Source organism: Flavobacterium sp. FlaQc-30 (genome assembly GCF_044005885.1).
In the GTDB taxonomy this organism is placed as follows: domain Bacteria; phylum Bacteroidota; class Bacteroidia; order Flavobacteriales; family Flavobacteriaceae; genus Flavobacterium.
The window spans coordinates 192,967-209,017 of the sequence record NZ_JBIPCO010000003.1 but is presented as its reverse complement, the minus strand read 5'-3'; the positions used below and the strand labels follow the sequence as shown (position 1 = coordinate 209,017).

Genomic DNA, 16,051 nt, shown 5'->3' with positions numbered 1-16,051 from the left:
TTCTAAAATTATTAAACTTCTTCAAGTTCATCAATCTCAACCTTCAAATTCTTGATAATAAACTCTTGTCTGTCTGGCGTATTTTTCCCCATATAAAAAGATAACAACTGTTCAATCGAAGTATGTTTATCCATCATAACTGGATCAAGGCGGATCGTGTCTCCAATAAAATTCTTGAACTCATCTGGCGAAATCTCTCCTAAACCTTTAAATCGGGTGATTTCTGGTTTTGGTTTCAGCTTTTCAATAGCATCTTTTCTTTCTTCTTCAGAATAACAATAAATCGTTTCTTTTTTGTTTCGAACTCTGAAAAGTGGTGTTTGTAAAATATACAAATGCCCTTCTTTGATTAACTCAGGGAAAAACTGCAAAAAGAAAGTAATTAAAAGCAAGCGAATGTGCATGCCGTCGACATCGGCATCGGTTGCAATTACGATGTTATTGTAACGTAATTTTTCTAATCCGTCTTCAATATCAAGCGCTGCTTGCAGTAAGTTGAATTCTTCGTTTTCATACACAATTTTTTTCGTCATTCCGTATGAGTTCAAAGGCTTTCCACGCAAACTGAAAACCGCTTGTGTGTTTACATCACGCGATTTTGTAATCGATCCGGAAGCCGAATCTCCCTCGGTAATAAAAAGCGTACTTTCTAAGTTTCTTGGGTTTTTGGTATCTGGAAGATGCGCACGGCAGTCTCTTAATTTTTTATTGTGAAGATTCGCTTTTTTAGCACGATCTGTTGCCAGTTTTCTAATTCCTGATAATTCTTTACGCTCACGTTCTGCCTGAAGAATTTTACGAAGTAAAGCCTCAGCAGTTGTTGGATTTTTATGCAGGTAATTATCAAGCTTTGTTTTGATAAAATCGTTTACGAAAGTACGAACAGAAACCGCTGGTGTTCCATCATCAGAACCCATATCTGTAGAACCTAATTTTGTTTTGGTTTGAGACTCAAAAACTGGCTCCATCACTTTAATACTAATCGCACTCACAATCGATTTACGAACATCTGATGCTTCGAAATTCTTATTGTAAAACTCACGAATTGTTTTTACAACGGCTTCACGATACGCCGCTAAGTGCGTTCCTCCTTGTGTTGTATTCTGACCATTCACAAAAGAGTGGTATTCTTCACTGTACTGCGTTTTACTGTGTGTAAGCGCAACCTCAATATCATGCTCTTTTAAGTGGATAATTGGATATTCTAAATCTTCTTCGCTAATTGTTTCTTCTAATAAATCACGAAGTCCGTTTTCTGAATAGTATTTTTCTCCATTAAAAATAATAGTCAAACCATTGTTTAAGTAACAATAGTTTTTGACCATTTTGATTACATATTCTAAACGGAATTTATAGTTTTTGAAGATTGTTTCGTCTGGCGTAAAAGTTACTTTTGTTCCTTTACGTTTTGTAGTATCAATTACATCTTCTTCTGAAACTAAATTTCCAGCAGAAAACTCCGCTGCTTTTTGTTTATCATCACGAACAGATTCTACACGGAAATAGTTCGAAAGCGCATTTACCGCTTTTGTTCCGACACCGTTCAAACCAACCGATTTTTGGAAAGCTTTAGAATCGTACTTTCCTCCTGTATTCATTTTCGAAACTACATCAACCACTTTCCCTAACGGAATTCCACGTCCGTAATCACGAACTGAAACCGTTTTATCCCTGATAGTCACCTCAATAGTTTTCCCTGAGCCCATTACGAACTCATCGATACAGTTGTCTAAAACCTCTTTTAATAAAATGTAAATACCATCATCTGGAGAAGAACCGTCTCCAAGTTTTCCGATATACATTCCGGGACGCATACGGATATGTTCTTTCCAATCAAGCGAACGAATATTATCTTCGGTATATTGATTTTGCTCTAGCATATATGAATTTAGGATTTTTTGCTAATGTACCATTTCTTAACAAAAAATAAAAGCGTATTTTCTTTTTGTTATGAATAATAACAGTTTAAAATCTATTTAAACTAATTTTTAAAAAAAACAGGGGCTAAAAAGATGAAAAAACTGCTTTTTCGGCAAAGAAATACTATTTGATTCCGAGTACTTCCTTCGCTAAAGCAATCATTTCGGGCGTTCCCGTATTTTTATTTTTTTCATCAGAAAGTTTCACTACACCCTGCCAATGTAAATTATCTGGTTTTGTATCCGTCAATTTAATCACCATATTCATGGCAGGAAGCCCTACATCATTAGTGAAATTTGTTCCGATTCCGAAAGACATTTTTATTTTGTCTTGACAAAAATCAACGATCGTTTTTACTTTTTCGTAATTAAGAGAATCCGAAAAAACTATAGCTTTCGATTTTGGATCAATTCCCATCTTGGTATAATGCGAAATCACTTTTTGAGCAAATTCTATCGGGTCACCGCTGTCATGTCGAACGCCGTCAAAAAGTTTGGAATATTTTTTATCAAATTGATTGAAAAATATTTCTGTGGTATAAGTATCCGTTAAAGCAATTCCGAGGTCGCCGCCGTATACTTGAGTCCAATGTTCCAAACTTATCAAATTAGCCATTTTAAAACCATATTGTGCAGCATGAAACATAAACCATTCGTGTGCATGAGTTCCTAACGGACGTTTATTATTGAGCATTGCAAAATGCACATTGCTGGTTCCCATAAAACTCTGACCTCCAAAAGTATTCAAGGTGTCATTAACAAGAACATGAACATCATAAGAATGACGACGTCTTGTACCAAATTCTAAAACGGAAACACCCAGCTTATTGTAATTATCAATTTTATCTTTGGTAAGATTTTTAATTGCTTCATCATTTAAGCGAATTAAATGATTTGATTTATAAAAAAGCTCTGAAATTAAAGACATTAACGGAACTTCCCATAAAATTGTTCTGTACCAAAACCCTTCAACGGTAACTTTAATTTCTGAACCTTCCTGCGAAATTTGTACTTCAGAAGGATCAAAACTATACCCTTGCAGAAAATCTAAATAAGTGGGATCAAGATAAGGGCAATAATGCGATAGATAATTTTTTTCTTCTTTTGTTAAACGAAGATCAGCCAAAGCATCAACAGAACGTCGAAGCAAATCTGCAAAACCTTCAGGAAAAATATGCTTTCCTCTGTTTATAAATCCATAACGAACTTTTGCCTTTGGAAAAAGCCGTATTACAGCATGCTGCATCGTAAATTTATAAAAATCATTATCTAAGATTGATTTCAAAAAAGTAGTCTCCATAGGTTGTTAATTCAAATCCTGAATTGCTAAGATACGGCAATTCGATAAAAGGAAAAAACACTGCTAAATAAACCTTTTCAGAATTTACTTTTTAATTATTTTAAAAGAAACAATACTGTTTGTATTAACATAAATAGTAATATAATCTCCGATATTTTTGTCGTAAGCGATTTGAAATTCTAAACTGCCTCGTTTTTCTCTTGAGTTTTGAATTTTAACAGGCTGATTCTTTTTATTAAGATAAAAAACCTGATCGAATTTTGAAATATTTTTGATTTCAAAAGTAATTTTGTCGCCAAATTTTGCACCAATAATTCCAGAAACCGGCAATTTAACTTTATAATCTTCTTCTATTGTTTTATTGTAAATTAAAGGCCCGTTAAGAAAATCTTCTTTACTTAATTTATTTCCTAAGTACGAACCTGAATCTGGAAAGTGTTTTGCAAAAAAATAATCAGGATCAGTATCAAAATAAACAGGTGTAAAATCATTTACCATTTTTCCTTTGTTGCTGTCATAATATCCTTGTCCCCAAGTAACATCAACTAAGCGCCATTTTTTATCAATCAAAACAATATTCCAAGCATGATTTGAAGAAGTTGTTTTTCTTCCAATATCAGCCAATCTGGTTTTAGAATCTCCGCGAATTATTTCAGATTTAAGACCAACCAATTCAGCCAAATGTTGATACAAAGCTGTAAATCCTTCGCAAACTGCTATTCTTGAAGTAAAAGTTTTTTGAAGCATTTTATCATTCAACGCTTTAATTTTACGTTGCTTCTCTGCTTCTGTTGAATATGAAAAACCTTGTGCTTTGGGCGGATTTAAAAAAGCATTGTAATCGTACTTTATATTAAAAGCCATCCAACTGTAAATCGCTCGTGCTTTATCATAATCAGAATTGAAGTCGGTTTCAATTTTTTCTGCTAGTTTTTCTGTTGATGCAAATTTGTTTGGATATTTTGCAACAATTCTGTCAACTTCACTAATTTTTTGTGCAAAAGCGTAATTCAAAAAAATACTGTTCAACAGCAGGAATATAAAAGCAATCTTTTTTTGCGGCATTGATTAAAAACTTGATTTGATAATATCTTTCAGTTCTTTATCTAACTCTGCATTTGAGATTTTATTTTCTTCTAAATCAAAATTGGCATTAAAAGCAGGTAATGAAAATGTCGCTTTTATTTGTGCTCCATATCTTGGTAAAGCATTATTGGCAATTTCTAAAACTGATGCTCCGCCTCGCACTCCAGGTGAAGTTGCTAATAACAACATTGGCTTTTGCTGAAAAATTTCTTTCATTATTCTTGAACACCAATCAAAAAGGTTTTTAAATGCTGCGGAATAATTTCCATTATTCTCTGCCAAAGAAACTACTAAAAGATCTGCGCTTTCTATTTTAACCAAAAAAGCTTTTGCAAGTTCATGCTGACCAATATGTTTTTCTAAATCAACACTAAACAGCGGCATTGCAAAATCATTTAAATCTAAAACTTCTACATCAGCATTTTCAAATAAACTTGATGCATAAGTTGCTAAATGTTTATTGATTGACTGTGTACTGTTACTTCCTCCAAACGCTATTATTTTCATATTGTGGTATTTTTTTTTAGTTATTCTCGATTTCAAAAATCTCTTTTTGTATTTCCACAGAGTATTCATTTGGAGAAATACTGCCGCCAAAAGTTTTCGCATAAACCTTAGTGAATTCAGCACCAAAGTATAAAATAATGGCGGAATAATACACCCAGACCAATATTATAATTACGGAACCAGCTGCACCATATACACTGGCAATTGTCGAATTTCCTAAATAAAGCCCAATCGCAAATTTACCTATCATAAATAAAACTGCGGTGCAGGAAGCGCCAATAAAAGCATCTTTCCATTTGATAACTCCATCAGGTAAAGTTCGGAATATAATTGCAAAAAGCAATGTAATACTTGCTAAAACAATTACTAAATTTATAATATAAAAGAGGTACACAGTAGTATCTGGCAAATAAAGTTTTAATCGTGCGTTTAAAACATCGAGTGTGGCATTTAGCATCAAACTCACAAGCATTAAGAATCCAACAGTTACAATCATTGAAAATGACATTATTCTGTTTTGAATAAACTTTTTCAAACCTTTATTGGGTTTTGCCCGTAATCCCCAAATGTAATTGATTGAGCTCTGAATTTCGGCAAAAACTCCCGAAGCTCCAATTAAGAGCATTATAACTCCAAAAACCGTTACAAATACATTGCTGTCTGATAATTGAACATTTTTGATTGCTTCTTGAATTTGTACCGCAGCATTATTCCCAACCAATCTATTAATTTGACCATATAATTGCCCTGTGACCGCTTCTTCTCCAAAAAAAACGCCGCAAATAGTAATTATAATTATCAATAACGGAGGTAATGCAAAAATGGTATAGTACGATAATGCTGCGCTTAACTTTATAGCATTGTCATCATTAAATTCTAAAAATGTTGTTTTTAATAAATACCAGGATTTTGAAAATATATTTTGATTTTTCATCTGCTCATTCTTTGAGATTCTCTCAAATTTAAGCATTTAAGAAAAAAAATCAATTCTTGTATTGTAAAGGAATTTTATATTTTTTCCATGTCTCAGTTCGAGACTTTTTTATATTCTTGATCGTAACCTAGATTTTTAATTTTCAAAATATTTTTAAATTCTTTTCTTGTTGGTTTTATCAAATATGACATTGAATCAATTACTCTAGCCTTTATCGCTGTAACAGAATCCAGTTTGTTTAAATCACCAGGCAAATAGATATTTTTGAATTTAAGCTTATTTTTCTCTAGAGAAAGAAACTCAATATCCCAAAAAATGGAATCCCGAGTACTTAATATCAATTCCCCATTAATCCGTTTTGCTTTTTGATTATATGAAAATCGAAAAATAGTATCTAAATACACTTCTGTCAATTCTAATGAATCGCCTTTTGGACACATGTATATACTTTGTTTAGAATCTTTTCTGATTATTTTATTTTTAAAAATTAAAAAATCGGATTTCATAGAATCTATCTTGTTTTTATGTATTTTATATTTTGCAAAGTACGTTGCTATAATACGATCTTCATCAATTTTTAAAAAAGTCGAATCTTCATTTTTGTATATCCCTCTAAATTTATGAGGAAACCTATCTAACTCAACATCATTATCTGGTTGAGGACTTTCAAAATAGAAAAAGAAACAGTCAGGACATGGACGCATTCTAACTTTTTTACAAGATCCTAGTGCAATTATTACGACGATTAATAAGATTGCTTTTCTCATAACTCAACTATTGATAATGACAAAAAATCCCTTTATCGTAAACTGTCCATAAACTCGCTTTTTGATTTGCTGCTTTCAAGGCGCAGTTTGCCCAAGTATTACAGGTATAAAAAAGACTGTAACTTCCTTTTGCTTCATAAAAAGCATCTCTTTTTCCGTAACTGTGACCTTCAATCCATTCTGGTTTTGTTGGATTATTGAAACTACCAGAAATATAAGTAACTAAGTTTTGATAATTTTCTTTCGAAATTAAAATACGCTTGCAGTCTTCTCCTTCTTGCAATTGCTTATAAAATGTAGTATGCACGGCAGATGAACTTACTCCAAATGCAGCTTTTAATGCCGTGCTTGCTTTTAAATCTGACCATTCTGGTGTATCGAGATAAAAACCTTTGTCGCCCCAGCCGAAAGCGATAAAATTCATTATTGAATCTTTTGATTGGGTTTGATTAAATTGAATTTCATTTCGCCAGTCTTTGATTTCATTTTTTATCGGAACGACAATATCGGTATGAACACCGTTTGAAAGAATGTAAATTGGAATCGCATTTTCTTCTTCGACTTTTGCAATATCTGAATTCACGGTGATTTTCGAAATAATTAAAACTGATGAAATGTACAAAGCCAGAAAAGTGAAAATTCCGAAAAGTGTCCAGCCTATAAATTTGAAAGATTTTTTTAGCATTTTGATTGATTGGTTTTAGATTAGTTATTGGTTAATTTTTCTCTAACCAATTTTTGAGCCAAAAATTTTGATCGCAGAAAATGGTACACGGATTTTACAGATTCGCTTTCGCGAAAGCGTCGATTTAAATGATTTTTTTATTTTTTTTGTCATTTCGACTGAAAGGAGAAATCACACGAGAAACTCGCTAAATATTGACGATTCTCTTTATGGATTCACGAGTGTGATTTCTCCTTTCAGTCGAAATGACAAACTTGTGGTTATTCATTTTAAAACATAAAAAAAACTGCTGAATCTCTCCAGCAGTTTTAGTCTATTCTCTTTCTTCTTTATTCTTTTCTTTAAAAAAAATTAAACGTTGAAACGGAAGTGCATTACATCTCCATCTTTCACCACATATTCTTTTCCTTCAACTTTAAATTTTCCAGCTTCTTTTGCTTTTGCCTCAGAACCGTATTGAACGTAATCTTCGTACGAAATCACTTCTGCACGGATGAAACCTTTTTCAAAATCAGTGTGGATAACTCCAGCAGCTTGAGGCGCTGTAGCTCCAATATTGATTGTCCAAGCACGAACTTCTTTTACACCAGCTGTAAAGTAAGTTTGCTGCTTTAATAATTTGTAAGCTGCACGAATTAAAACTGATGCTCCCGGCTCAGTTAATCCCATATCTTCTAGAAAAACTTGACGTTCTTCGTAACTTTCTAATTCTGTAATATCTGCCTCTGCTCCTACTGAAAGAATAATAACTTCAGCTTCTTCATCTTTTACTAGTTCACGAACTTGGTCAACATATTTATTTCCGTTTACTGCTGAACTTTCGTCAACATTACAAACATATAAAACTGGTTTTGCAGTAATTAATTGAAAAGCTTCCATAAGAACTTCTTCATCATTGTTTTGAGGAATAATTGTTCTTGCAGATTTTGCTTGCAATAAGGCTTCTCTAATTCTGTTTAACAAAGCTTCTTCTGTTTGAGCTTCTTTGTTTCCAGTTTTTGCAGCACGTTTCACTTTTTCTAAACGTTTTTCGATCGTTTCTAAGTCTTTTAACTGTAACTCGATATCGATAGTTTCTTTATCACGAATTGGGTTTACATTTCCGTCAACGTGTACAATATTATCATTATCAAAACAACGCAAAACGTGAATAATTGCATTACACTCTCTAATGTTTCCTAAAAACTGATTTCCAAGACCTTCACCTTTACTTGCACCTTTTACCAAACCTGCAATATCCACGATATCTACCGTCGCCATTTGTACACGCTCTGGTTTTACCAATTCTTCCAATTTATTGATTCTTGGATCTGGAACGTTTACAACACCAATATTAGGTTCGATTGTACAAAACGGAAAGTTAGCACTTTGCGCTTTTGCATTAGATAAACAATTAAATAATGTTGATTTTCCAACATTTGGTAATCCTACAATTCCTGCTTTCATCTGTTGTTTCTATTTACTTTTAGTAGACTCCAAATTTCTAGAGTCAAGCCACTAAGCGGTATTACTTAATGGATTATAATTTTAAGTTTTTCTTTCTCTTTATGCCAAAATGATATTTTTGGGCTTTAAAATTTTGCAAATATAAGATTTAATAGCTCTTAAGCGAAGTAAAAATGTTTATTAATAAAATTACTTTTATTCAACTGCTTATTTTTTTTTCAAAACTCGAGAAATCATGCTTCTAAATAATAATTTTACAAAAAAAATCCTGAAGTTCATTCAGGATTTTTTTTTGTTATTTTAATCAAAACTACATTTTAAACTCTAAGGAACTTACAATTGCCTTTTCTTCATCTGTAGCTGTTAATCCTGAAATATCCCAGTAATTGGTTAGGATTTTATTCTTTTTATTAAAAAGCGATTTCTCTTTAAAAACGTCACTTTCCTTATAAGTGAAATTTTGTTTACTAAAACTTGTTGTTGTAAAGCTATTACGCACTTGAATCTTTTTAACTGCGTCTTTTAAAATAAGATTATAAGCTATTTCTTCGTTTGAGCTCAACAAATAATAATTCTTGCCATCAAATCTATAATCCACTTTTACAAAAGACTTTGTAATATTTTTTGAATTTACAGTCGTGTTTTCTTCTATTTTATCAATATTTTTCGGAGTTGCATCAATTGTAAACTCTAGAATAAGTTTCTTTTCTGGATCGTAAATAATTTCAAAACTATCAATTGCTTCTTTTGCTTTCTCCAAAGGTGTAATTGTCATTACATAGTAATCTTTATTTTTGGAATGACCTTTTATAATAAAATCGTATTCTTTTTTTGCTTTTGAGCTTAAGAGCGGTTCAAAATATTTTAAGTTCGAATAATTCTCCATGATATTATTCAAATTATAACCTTTTAAATCTGCACTTACGTCTGTTTCTAATATCCCGTAAGATCTGTTTTGTTCTACCAAAAGCGTTGTTTCTGCTTTTTTCTGATTTCCAACAAACTGAAAATTTACAAGCCCGTCATTATAATAAGAATATTGATTATCGAGCATAAAAAACTCTCTTACATACACTTTCAGCCTATAAGATGCGGCCAACATATGCATAGAGTTAGAAACTATTTTTTGAAGTACTTTTTGAGGTGATTGTTTAGACAAAACAACTTCATCTAGTTTATTATTCTTACTGTTTAGATAAACCACAAAATTATTCTCTTTTAAAGAAGTCCATCGAATGGTTAAACTCTCATAATTAGTTTCAGAAACCTGTATATTAGATCCTCCGTTTAACACAAAAACAGCTTTACCATCTTTATTAGTTAATAAAATCTGTTTGGTTTTCAAAACAACAATCGTAGCATTTTCAATAGGCAATTGCGTTTCTATATCTTTTACAACTATAGAATGCTCCTCGTTTTGTGCAGAAATACTAGTACCGAATAACACAATACATAGAAGTATAATTTTCCTCATAGGCAATCTTAAATTTTCAACTAAAGTATTAATTTTATTCTTACAATTTCAAAAAATTAAAAATCAAAAACATTAAAAACCAACAAAATAGCCTATTTACAAAAGCAAAATTTTGAGCAAAAAAAATCCTGAATATTATATTCAGGATTTTTTTTATCATTTATTTAGAAAGATTATGCATCTCCATGTAAAAACGCTTGTCTGTTTAACAAAGTTTCTTCGTCTTCTACATGATTATCATCTGGTACACAACAATCAACAGGACACACAGCAGCACATTGAGGTTCATCATGAAAACCTTTACATTCTGTACATTTTCCTGGAACAATATAATAGATCTCGTCAGAAATTGGAGTTTGTGCATCTTCTGCATCAACTTCAGTTCCGTCTGGTAAAATTACTTTTCCTGAAAGACTAGTTCCGTCTTTGTATCTCCAATCATCAGCTCCTTCATAAATTGCTGTATTTGGGCATTCTGGTTCGCAAGCCCCACAATTAATACATTCGTCTGTTATAATTATTGCCATTTTATTCTTGATTTCGAGTTAAAAGTTATCAGATTTCCATTAAAAATGTCAAACATTTTATTCGGCTTTGCCTTATAACTTAATATAGCTTATTTTTGTGCAAAATTACAATCAAAACCTTTCATATACAAACATTATGACATTAGAAACAAAAAAAAGTGTTTTTGTTGAATTAGGAAAATTTTTAAGTCAGTTTTCTGAAAAGGAATCCGTGAAAAAATCTGACGTTTTACACAATGAAACTTTTTTTAATGATTTTGAAAAACTAATAACATTATCACAATCTCACAATGGCTGGTATACTCCTGAACAGGTTTTCTTTGCCATAAAATCATGGGCAGATGCTTTAACGGAAGAAAACATTGAAAAATGGCTTTCTAATTACTCGTCTGAGTTTGCTCAAAACGATAAAAAAGAAAAAACTGTTGCCTTAATTCTAGCCGGGAATATACCATTAGTTGGTTTTCATGATTTTTTATCTGTTATAATAACTGGAAACAGAGCTTTAATAAAAACGTCATCTAATGATCAGCATTTATTGCCGTTTTTAGCCAAATATTTAATTGCTGTTGATAAAAATTTAAAAGATAAAATCACTTTCGTTGAAGGAAAATTAGAAAATTTTGATGCTGTAATCGCTACAGGAAGCAACAATACAGCACGATATTTTGAATATTATTTTAAAGATAAACCTTCAATCATCAGAAAAAATAGAAATTCGGCTGCGATACTAAACGGAAAAGAAACTCATGAAGAATTAGAAGCTCTTGGTGAAGATATTTTTAGATATTTTGGTTTAGGATGCCGCAATGTTTCTAAGCTTTTTGTACCAAAAGGCTATTCATTTGATGCTTTCTTTCAAGCGGTTTTTAAATATCAGGATGTTATTCATTACGAAAAATACGCTAACAATTACGATTACAACAAAGCGGTTTTTTTAATGAGTAATTTTAAATTGCTAGACAATGGCTTTTTGACTCTTAAAGAAGATTCTAGTTATGCCTCACCTATTTCGAGTGTTTTTTATGAATATTATGAAGATATTGAAAGTTTACAAACTCGTCTTGAAGCAGACGAAGAGCAAATACAATGTATTGTAAGCAATAATTTGATTAAAAACAGTACTGCATTTGGTCAAAGTCAGAATCCTCAATTGTGGGATTATGCAGATAACGTTGATACTATAACGTTTTTGTTAACAACAAAGTAATAAAATGTTCAAATATTTCGAATAATTTATCGCTTTTTCAGCTCCTATTGCCGAAATTTGCGTCTTTAAAATTTCGACTATTAACAACAACCATGAAAAAACACAACTACAGCGCAGGACCAAGTATTTTACCTCAGGAAGTTTTTGAGAAGGCATCAAAAGCAGTTTTAAATTTTAATGATTCAGGATTATCGATTCTTGAAATTTCACACCGAAGCAAAGATTTCGTTGCTGTAATGGATGAAGCTCGTTCGCTTGCTTTAGAATTATTAGGACTTCAAGGAAAAGGATATCAAGCCTTATTTTTACAAGGTGGTGCAAGTACAGCATTCTTAATGGCTCCTTACAACTTGATGAAAGAAAATGGAAAAGCGGCTTATTTAGATTCAGGAACTTGGGCGGCAGCAGCTATTAAAGAAGCTAAGTTTTTTGGAGAAACTGTTATCGTAGGATCTTCGAAAGAAGAAAATTACAATCATATTCCAAAAGGATACGAAATACCATCTGATGCAGATTATTTTCACTGCACAAGTAATAATACCATTTTTGGAACTCAAATGAAAGACTTTCCAGCAACTAATGTTCCTGTTGTCTGCGATATGAGTTCTGATATTTTTTCACGTCAATTAGATTTCTCAAAATTTGATTTAATTTATGCTGGAGCTCAAAAAAACATGGGACCTGCAGGAACTACATTGGTAGTAATTAAAGAAGAAATTTTAGAAAAAAACGGAAGAACAATTCCTAGCATGTTAGATTACGCTAAACATATTAAAGCAGAAAGTATGTACAATACTCCGCCTGTTTTTGCAGTATATGTTTCGTTATTAACTTTACAATGGATTAAAGAAAAAGGCGGAATTGCAGCTGTTGAGAAATTAAACGATGCAAAAGCGGCTTTACTTTATGCTGAAATCGACAGAAACCCATTATTCAAAGGTGCGGCTGCTGTAGAGGATCGTTCTAATATGAATGTAACTTTCTTATTGAACAATGCTGATCATACTGCAATATTTGATGCTTTATGGAAAGAAGCAGGAATTTCTGGATTGCCAGGACACCGTTCTGTTGGCGGTTACAGAGCTTCTATTTACAATGCTATGCCAATTGAAAGCGTTCAGGTTTTAGTTGATGTAATGAAAGCATTAGAATCTAAGGTTTAATTTTTTTTCGGTTAATCGTTAATTTGTTTAACTGTTTAATCGTCAAAAAAAACTTCCTTTAAAATATCAAAAAAGAAAAATCAAATAGCTGGTTTGTCGATTAAACAATTTAACGATTAACCAAATAAACAATAAACACACAATGAAAGTATTAGCTAACGACGGAATTTCTAAAAGTGGAATTCTAGCCTTAGAAAAAGGTGGTTTTGAAGTTATAACTACAAAAGTAGCACAAGAACAAGTAGCAAATTTTGTAAACGAAAATAATGTTGACGTAGTTTTAGTTCGTTCTGCAACTAAAGTTCGTAAAGATATTATCGACGCTTGCCCTGGTCTAAAAATTATTGGCCGCGGTGGAGTTGGTATGGACAATATCGATGTTGACTATGCAAAAAGCAAAGGAATTCATGTAATAAATACTCCAGCTTCATCATCAGAATCTGTTGCTGAATTGGTATTTGGACACTTATTTTCTGGTGTTCGTTTTTTACATGATTCTAACAGAAATATGCCTCTTGAAGGAGATTCAAACTTTGACGGTTTGAAAAAAGCTTACGCTAACGGAACTGAATTAAGAGGAAAAACTCTTGGTATTGTTGGTATTGGACGTATTGGTCAAGCTACTGCAAAAATGGCGCTTGGTTTAGGTATGAAAGTTATCGCTGCTGACAGCTTTATCCCGCAAGTTGATGTAAAAGTGGAATTTTTTGACGGACAATCTATCACAACTACAATCGTTTCTCAATCATTAGAATCTTTATTCAAAGAAGCTGATTTCATTACATTACACGTTCCTGCTCAAAATGGTTATATCATTGGAGAAAAAGAACTTGAAATCATGAAAGACGGCGTTGGAATTGTAAACTGTGCTCGTGGCGGGGTTATCGATGAAGTAGCTTTAGTAAAAGCTTTAGATTCAGGAAAAGTTGCTTTTGCTGGTTTAGATGTTTTCGAAAGCGAACCAAAACCAGAAATGGCAATTTTAATGCATTCTAAAATTTCTCTTACACCGCACATTGGTGCTGCAACAGGAGAAGCACAAGACAGAATTGGTACTGAATTAGCTTCGCAAATTATTACTTTATTGAGCTAATTAATTATATCTAAATTATTTAGAAGGGATTTATTAACATCGTTTAATAGATCCCTTTCTTTTTTTGATTAAATTTGAGTTCTAATCTAAACTCTTTAAATCATGTTTGAACAATTAACTCAATTAGTACAGCAATACGGAGGTAACGCTGTTGTTAACAATACAGCTATCCCAAACGAACACAATGAAGCAGTAATAAGCGAAACAAGTACTTCGATATTTGCAGGACTTCAAAAAATTGCATCTGAAGGCGGTGGTGAGCAGCTAGCAGGTTTATTTAACGGAAGTTCTCCAATAGACAGTTCGAATCCTGTAGTACAGCAAATCTCGCAGCAATTAACTGGAAGCTTGGGCGAAAAATTTGGTTTAAGCAGTGCAGATTCTTCTGGTGTAGCTTCAAACATGATTCCACAAATCTTAAATTCGCTGGTTAATAAAGCAAAAGATCCAAACGACAGCAGTTTTCAAATTACAGATATTATCAATTCAATTTCTGGAAACAGCGGACAGGCTTCAAATATCATGGACACTATTTCTAAATACGGAATGCAGTTTGGTTTAGACCAAAATAACGACGGAAAAGTTGATATTGCAGATGCTGCAGCCTTAACCAAAAGTGGCGGATTAGGAGGTTTACTAGGAAAGTTATTTGGAAAATAAACAAGTCTTTTAGTTCCAAATTTATAAAGGAACGCAGGCTTAAAATATAAAATTCAAAAGCTGTTTTACTAAAAGTAAAACAGCTTTTTTTATAAAAAACACCTCTAAACTTTTACAGATTTGAACTTCTGAACCTCTTATACAAAAGTTAAATAGCAAGCTCTTCTGCTGATTTATTCGTAAATTTAGATTTGAATTTCAAATACTATGAAAAAATATATTTCCATATTCGTTTTTATTCTAACTATAGTTGCTTGTTCTACAGCCTCAAAAAATGTTGCTGTTACCGATAATCCTATTAAGAAAGGAAACGATACTGTTAGAATTGCAAATGATTCGTTAGAATATGAAGTTATAATAATAGATAACGGTTTTAATACTTGGCTTGCTTCTAGAGCTTATCCGCGAAATTATTACTCTTTAACGTACCTAGAAAATAAGAATTATTTGTATGTAACCGAATGGAACAACAGAGCTATGCAGCCACAACGTTACAATCCAAATTTATACGAAATGACGATCGATTACCGACGAGATATACATTATGGTTACGAAGTAAATTACCTGATCTACAATTATATGATTTATTTTCAAAATACTTACAAACAAAAGCTTTGGGGTTATGTCCCATCAAGATAATATAGTATATTTGTAATCATTACAAATAGCAATGAATAGATTAAAGAAACGTTGGGGAATTACCTCAAATTTACAAGCCATTATTATACTTATAGTTTTTGCCATTACAGGATCGGCATCTGCTTGGCTCTCTAAACCTTTTTGTATTTGGTTAGGCATTACCAAAGAGGATTTTGGTATTTGGTTTACCTTAATTCGTCTTATTATTATTTTTCCAATTTATCAAGTTTTATTGGTTGGTATTGGAACCATTTTTGGGCAGTTTAAATTCTTTTGGAACTTCGAAAAGAAAATGCTTAAAAACATGGGACTGGGATTCTTGTTTAAAGACTAAATTTTCATACGTTCTTTCGAAAAGAAATACGTATAAATCCAAGTAAGTGTAAAAGAAGGAATAATGTCTGTAAACGGAATTATCTCTTCAAGAAAAGTCAAAACTCCAGCTACTTTTCCAATACGTCCTTTATACATTCTGCTCATAATAAGAGCCGCAATTGGCGCCCAAATAACGTCTGAAAATTCGCCGATTAAAGGAATTGAAAATGAAATCATACCAATTCCATCCAAAATTAAACCAATTATTAATTTTGACATTCTGTTGTCTTCTACAACTGTTGTTTCTTCTATTTCCATCATATTCA

General features: G+C 32.2%; 17 protein-coding genes. 6 read left to right on the top strand and 11 right to left on the bottom strand.

What is annotated here, in order from left to right:
* Window positions 1–11 precede the first annotated feature (11 nt).
* From ACHRV0_RS08930 to ACHRV0_RS08885, 10 genes are all read right to left on the bottom strand, one after another.
* Window positions 12–1,880: a DNA topoisomerase IV subunit B gene (locus ACHRV0_RS08930; protein ID WP_395440572.1), complete on the bottom strand. Its 1,869-nt coding sequence runs from the start codon at window positions 1,878–1,880 to the stop codon at window positions 12–14.
* Window positions 1,881–2,043: 163 nt separating this feature from the next.
* Window positions 2,044–3,219 (bottom strand): nicotinate phosphoribosyltransferase, encoded by a 1,176-nt coding sequence (gene pncB, locus ACHRV0_RS08925; RefSeq protein ID WP_129025132.1) that lies wholly within the window; start codon window positions 3,217–3,219, stop codon window positions 2,044–2,046.
* Window positions 3,220–3,303: 84 nt separating this feature from the next.
* Window positions 3,304–4,284, bottom strand: a complete 981-nt coding sequence (locus ACHRV0_RS08920; protein ID WP_395440570.1) for a transglutaminase domain-containing protein — start codon at window positions 4,282–4,284, stop codon at window positions 3,304–3,306.
* Window positions 4,285–4,287: 3 nt separating this feature from the next.
* Window positions 4,288–4,812, bottom strand: coding sequence for an NADPH-dependent FMN reductase (locus tag ACHRV0_RS08915; RefSeq protein WP_395440568.1), 525 nt, complete (start codon window positions 4,810–4,812; stop codon window positions 4,288–4,290).
* Window positions 4,813–4,828: 16 nt separating this feature from the next.
* Window positions 4,829–5,746, bottom strand: a complete 918-nt coding sequence (locus tag ACHRV0_RS08910; protein ID WP_129025138.1) for a YihY/virulence factor BrkB family protein — start codon at window positions 5,744–5,746, stop codon at window positions 4,829–4,831.
* A gap of 92 nt (window positions 5,747–5,838) precedes the next feature.
* Window positions 5,839–6,513 (bottom strand): hypothetical protein, encoded by a 675-nt coding sequence (locus ACHRV0_RS08905; RefSeq protein ID WP_395440567.1) that lies wholly within the window; start codon window positions 6,511–6,513, stop codon window positions 5,839–5,841.
* 7 nt (window positions 6,514–6,520) lie between these two features.
* Window positions 6,521–7,198, bottom strand: coding sequence for a TIGR02117 family protein (locus ACHRV0_RS08900; RefSeq protein WP_395440566.1), 678 nt, complete (start codon window positions 7,196–7,198; stop codon window positions 6,521–6,523).
* A gap of 351 nt (window positions 7,199–7,549) precedes the next feature.
* Window positions 7,550–8,644: a redox-regulated ATPase YchF gene (gene ychF, locus ACHRV0_RS08895; protein ID WP_089052424.1), complete on the bottom strand. Its 1,095-nt coding sequence runs from the start codon at window positions 8,642–8,644 to the stop codon at window positions 7,550–7,552.
* A gap of 310 nt (window positions 8,645–8,954) precedes the next feature.
* Window positions 8,955–10,118: a hypothetical protein gene (locus ACHRV0_RS08890; protein WP_395440565.1), complete on the bottom strand. Its 1,164-nt coding sequence runs from the start codon at window positions 10,116–10,118 to the stop codon at window positions 8,955–8,957.
* 173 nt (window positions 10,119–10,291) lie between these two features.
* On the bottom strand, window positions 10,292–10,645 hold the full coding sequence (locus ACHRV0_RS08885; protein WP_089056634.1) for a 4Fe-4S dicluster domain-containing protein: 354 nt from the start codon (window positions 10,643–10,645) through the stop codon (window positions 10,292–10,294).
* A gap of 136 nt (window positions 10,646–10,781) precedes the next feature.
* Here ACHRV0_RS08885 and ACHRV0_RS08880 point away from each other — a divergent pair, with 136 nt between their 5' ends.
* The 6 genes from ACHRV0_RS08880 to ACHRV0_RS08855 all read left to right on the top strand — a co-directional run bounded on the left by ACHRV0_RS08880 (window position 10,782) and on the right by ACHRV0_RS08855 (window position 15,744).
* Window positions 10,782–11,855: an acyl-CoA reductase gene (locus ACHRV0_RS08880; protein ID WP_395440564.1), complete on the top strand. Its 1,074-nt coding sequence runs from the start codon at window positions 10,782–10,784 to the stop codon at window positions 11,853–11,855.
* A 92-nt stretch (window positions 11,856–11,947) separates the two neighbouring features.
* Window positions 11,948–13,018 carry a 3-phosphoserine/phosphohydroxythreonine transaminase gene (serC, locus tag ACHRV0_RS08875; protein WP_129025349.1) on the top strand — a complete coding sequence of 357 codons (1,071 nt, stop codon included), beginning with the start codon at window positions 11,948–11,950 and terminating at the stop codon, window positions 13,016–13,018.
* Window positions 13,019–13,160: 142 nt separating this feature from the next.
* A complete protein-coding gene (locus tag ACHRV0_RS08870) occupies window positions 13,161–14,111 on the top strand; it encodes a D-2-hydroxyacid dehydrogenase (RefSeq protein WP_089052428.1) in 951 nt (316 codons plus the stop codon).
* Between the two features lie 102 nt (window positions 14,112–14,213).
* The gene (locus ACHRV0_RS08865) at window positions 14,214–14,771 is read left to right on the top strand and encodes a DUF937 domain-containing protein (protein ID WP_129025348.1); all 558 of its coding nucleotides are present in this window, start codon (window positions 14,214–14,216) and stop codon (window positions 14,769–14,771) included.
* A gap of 207 nt (window positions 14,772–14,978) precedes the next feature.
* A complete protein-coding gene (locus ACHRV0_RS08860) occupies window positions 14,979–15,410 on the top strand; it encodes a DUF6146 family protein (protein ID WP_395440562.1) in 432 nt (143 codons plus the stop codon).
* 31 nt (window positions 15,411–15,441) lie between these two features.
* A complete protein-coding gene (locus tag ACHRV0_RS08855; protein WP_129025344.1) occupies window positions 15,442–15,744 on the top strand; it encodes a DUF6787 family protein in 303 nt (100 codons plus the stop codon).
* Here the strand turns inward: ACHRV0_RS08855 and ACHRV0_RS08850 are convergent.
* Window positions 15,741–16,043 (bottom strand): hypothetical protein, encoded by a 303-nt coding sequence (locus ACHRV0_RS08850; protein ID WP_164973679.1) that lies wholly within the window; start codon window positions 16,041–16,043, stop codon window positions 15,741–15,743. The genes ACHRV0_RS08855 and ACHRV0_RS08850 overlap by 4 nt on opposite strands.
* Between the last annotated feature and the right edge of the window lie 8 nt (window positions 16,044–16,051).

Coding starts and splice junctions, on each gene's coding strand:
- ACHRV0_RS08905 (WP_395440567.1), bottom strand. CDS start 6,513: ATGAGAAAAGCAATCTTATTAATCGTCGTAATAATTGCACTAGGATCT.
- ACHRV0_RS08930 (WP_395440572.1), bottom strand. CDS start 1,880: ATGCTAGAGCAAAATCAATATACCGAAGATAATATTCGTTCGCTTGAT.
- ACHRV0_RS08865 (WP_129025348.1), top strand. CDS start 14,214: ATGTTTGAACAATTAACTCAATTAGTACAGCAATACGGAGGTAACGCT.
- ACHRV0_RS08890 (WP_395440565.1), bottom strand. CDS start 10,118: ATGAGGAAAATTATACTTCTATGTATTGTGTTATTCGGTACTAGTATT.
- ACHRV0_RS08915 (WP_395440568.1), bottom strand. CDS start 4,812: ATGAAAATAATAGCGTTTGGAGGAAGTAACAGTACACAGTCAATCAAT.
- pncB (WP_129025132.1), bottom strand. CDS start 3,219: ATGGAGACTACTTTTTTGAAATCAATCTTAGATAATGATTTTTATAAA.
- ACHRV0_RS08900 (WP_395440566.1), bottom strand. CDS start 7,198: ATGCTAAAAAAATCTTTCAAATTTATAGGCTGGACACTTTTCGGAATT.
- ACHRV0_RS08855 (WP_129025344.1), top strand. CDS start 15,442: ATGAATAGATTAAAGAAACGTTGGGGAATTACCTCAAATTTACAAGCC.
- ACHRV0_RS08850 (WP_164973679.1), bottom strand. CDS start 16,043: ATGGAAATAGAAGAAACAACAGTTGTAGAAGACAACAGAATGTCAAAA.
- serC (WP_129025349.1), top strand. CDS start 11,948: ATGAAAAAACACAACTACAGCGCAGGACCAAGTATTTTACCTCAGGAA.
- ACHRV0_RS08885 (WP_089056634.1), bottom strand. CDS start 10,645: ATGGCAATAATTATAACAGACGAATGTATTAATTGTGGGGCTTGCGAA.
- ychF (WP_089052424.1), bottom strand. CDS start 8,644: ATGAAAGCAGGAATTGTAGGATTACCAAATGTTGGAAAATCAACATTA.
- ACHRV0_RS08910 (WP_129025138.1), bottom strand. CDS start 5,746: ATGAAAAATCAAAATATATTTTCAAAATCCTGGTATTTATTAAAAACA.
- ACHRV0_RS08860 (WP_395440562.1), top strand. CDS start 14,979: ATGAAAAAATATATTTCCATATTCGTTTTTATTCTAACTATAGTTGCT.
- ACHRV0_RS08880 (WP_395440564.1), top strand. CDS start 10,782: ATGACATTAGAAACAAAAAAAAGTGTTTTTGTTGAATTAGGAAAATTT.
- ACHRV0_RS08870 (WP_089052428.1), top strand. CDS start 13,161: ATGAAAGTATTAGCTAACGACGGAATTTCTAAAAGTGGAATTCTAGCC.
- ACHRV0_RS08920 (WP_395440570.1), bottom strand. CDS start 4,284: ATGCCGCAAAAAAAGATTGCTTTTATATTCCTGCTGTTGAACAGTATT.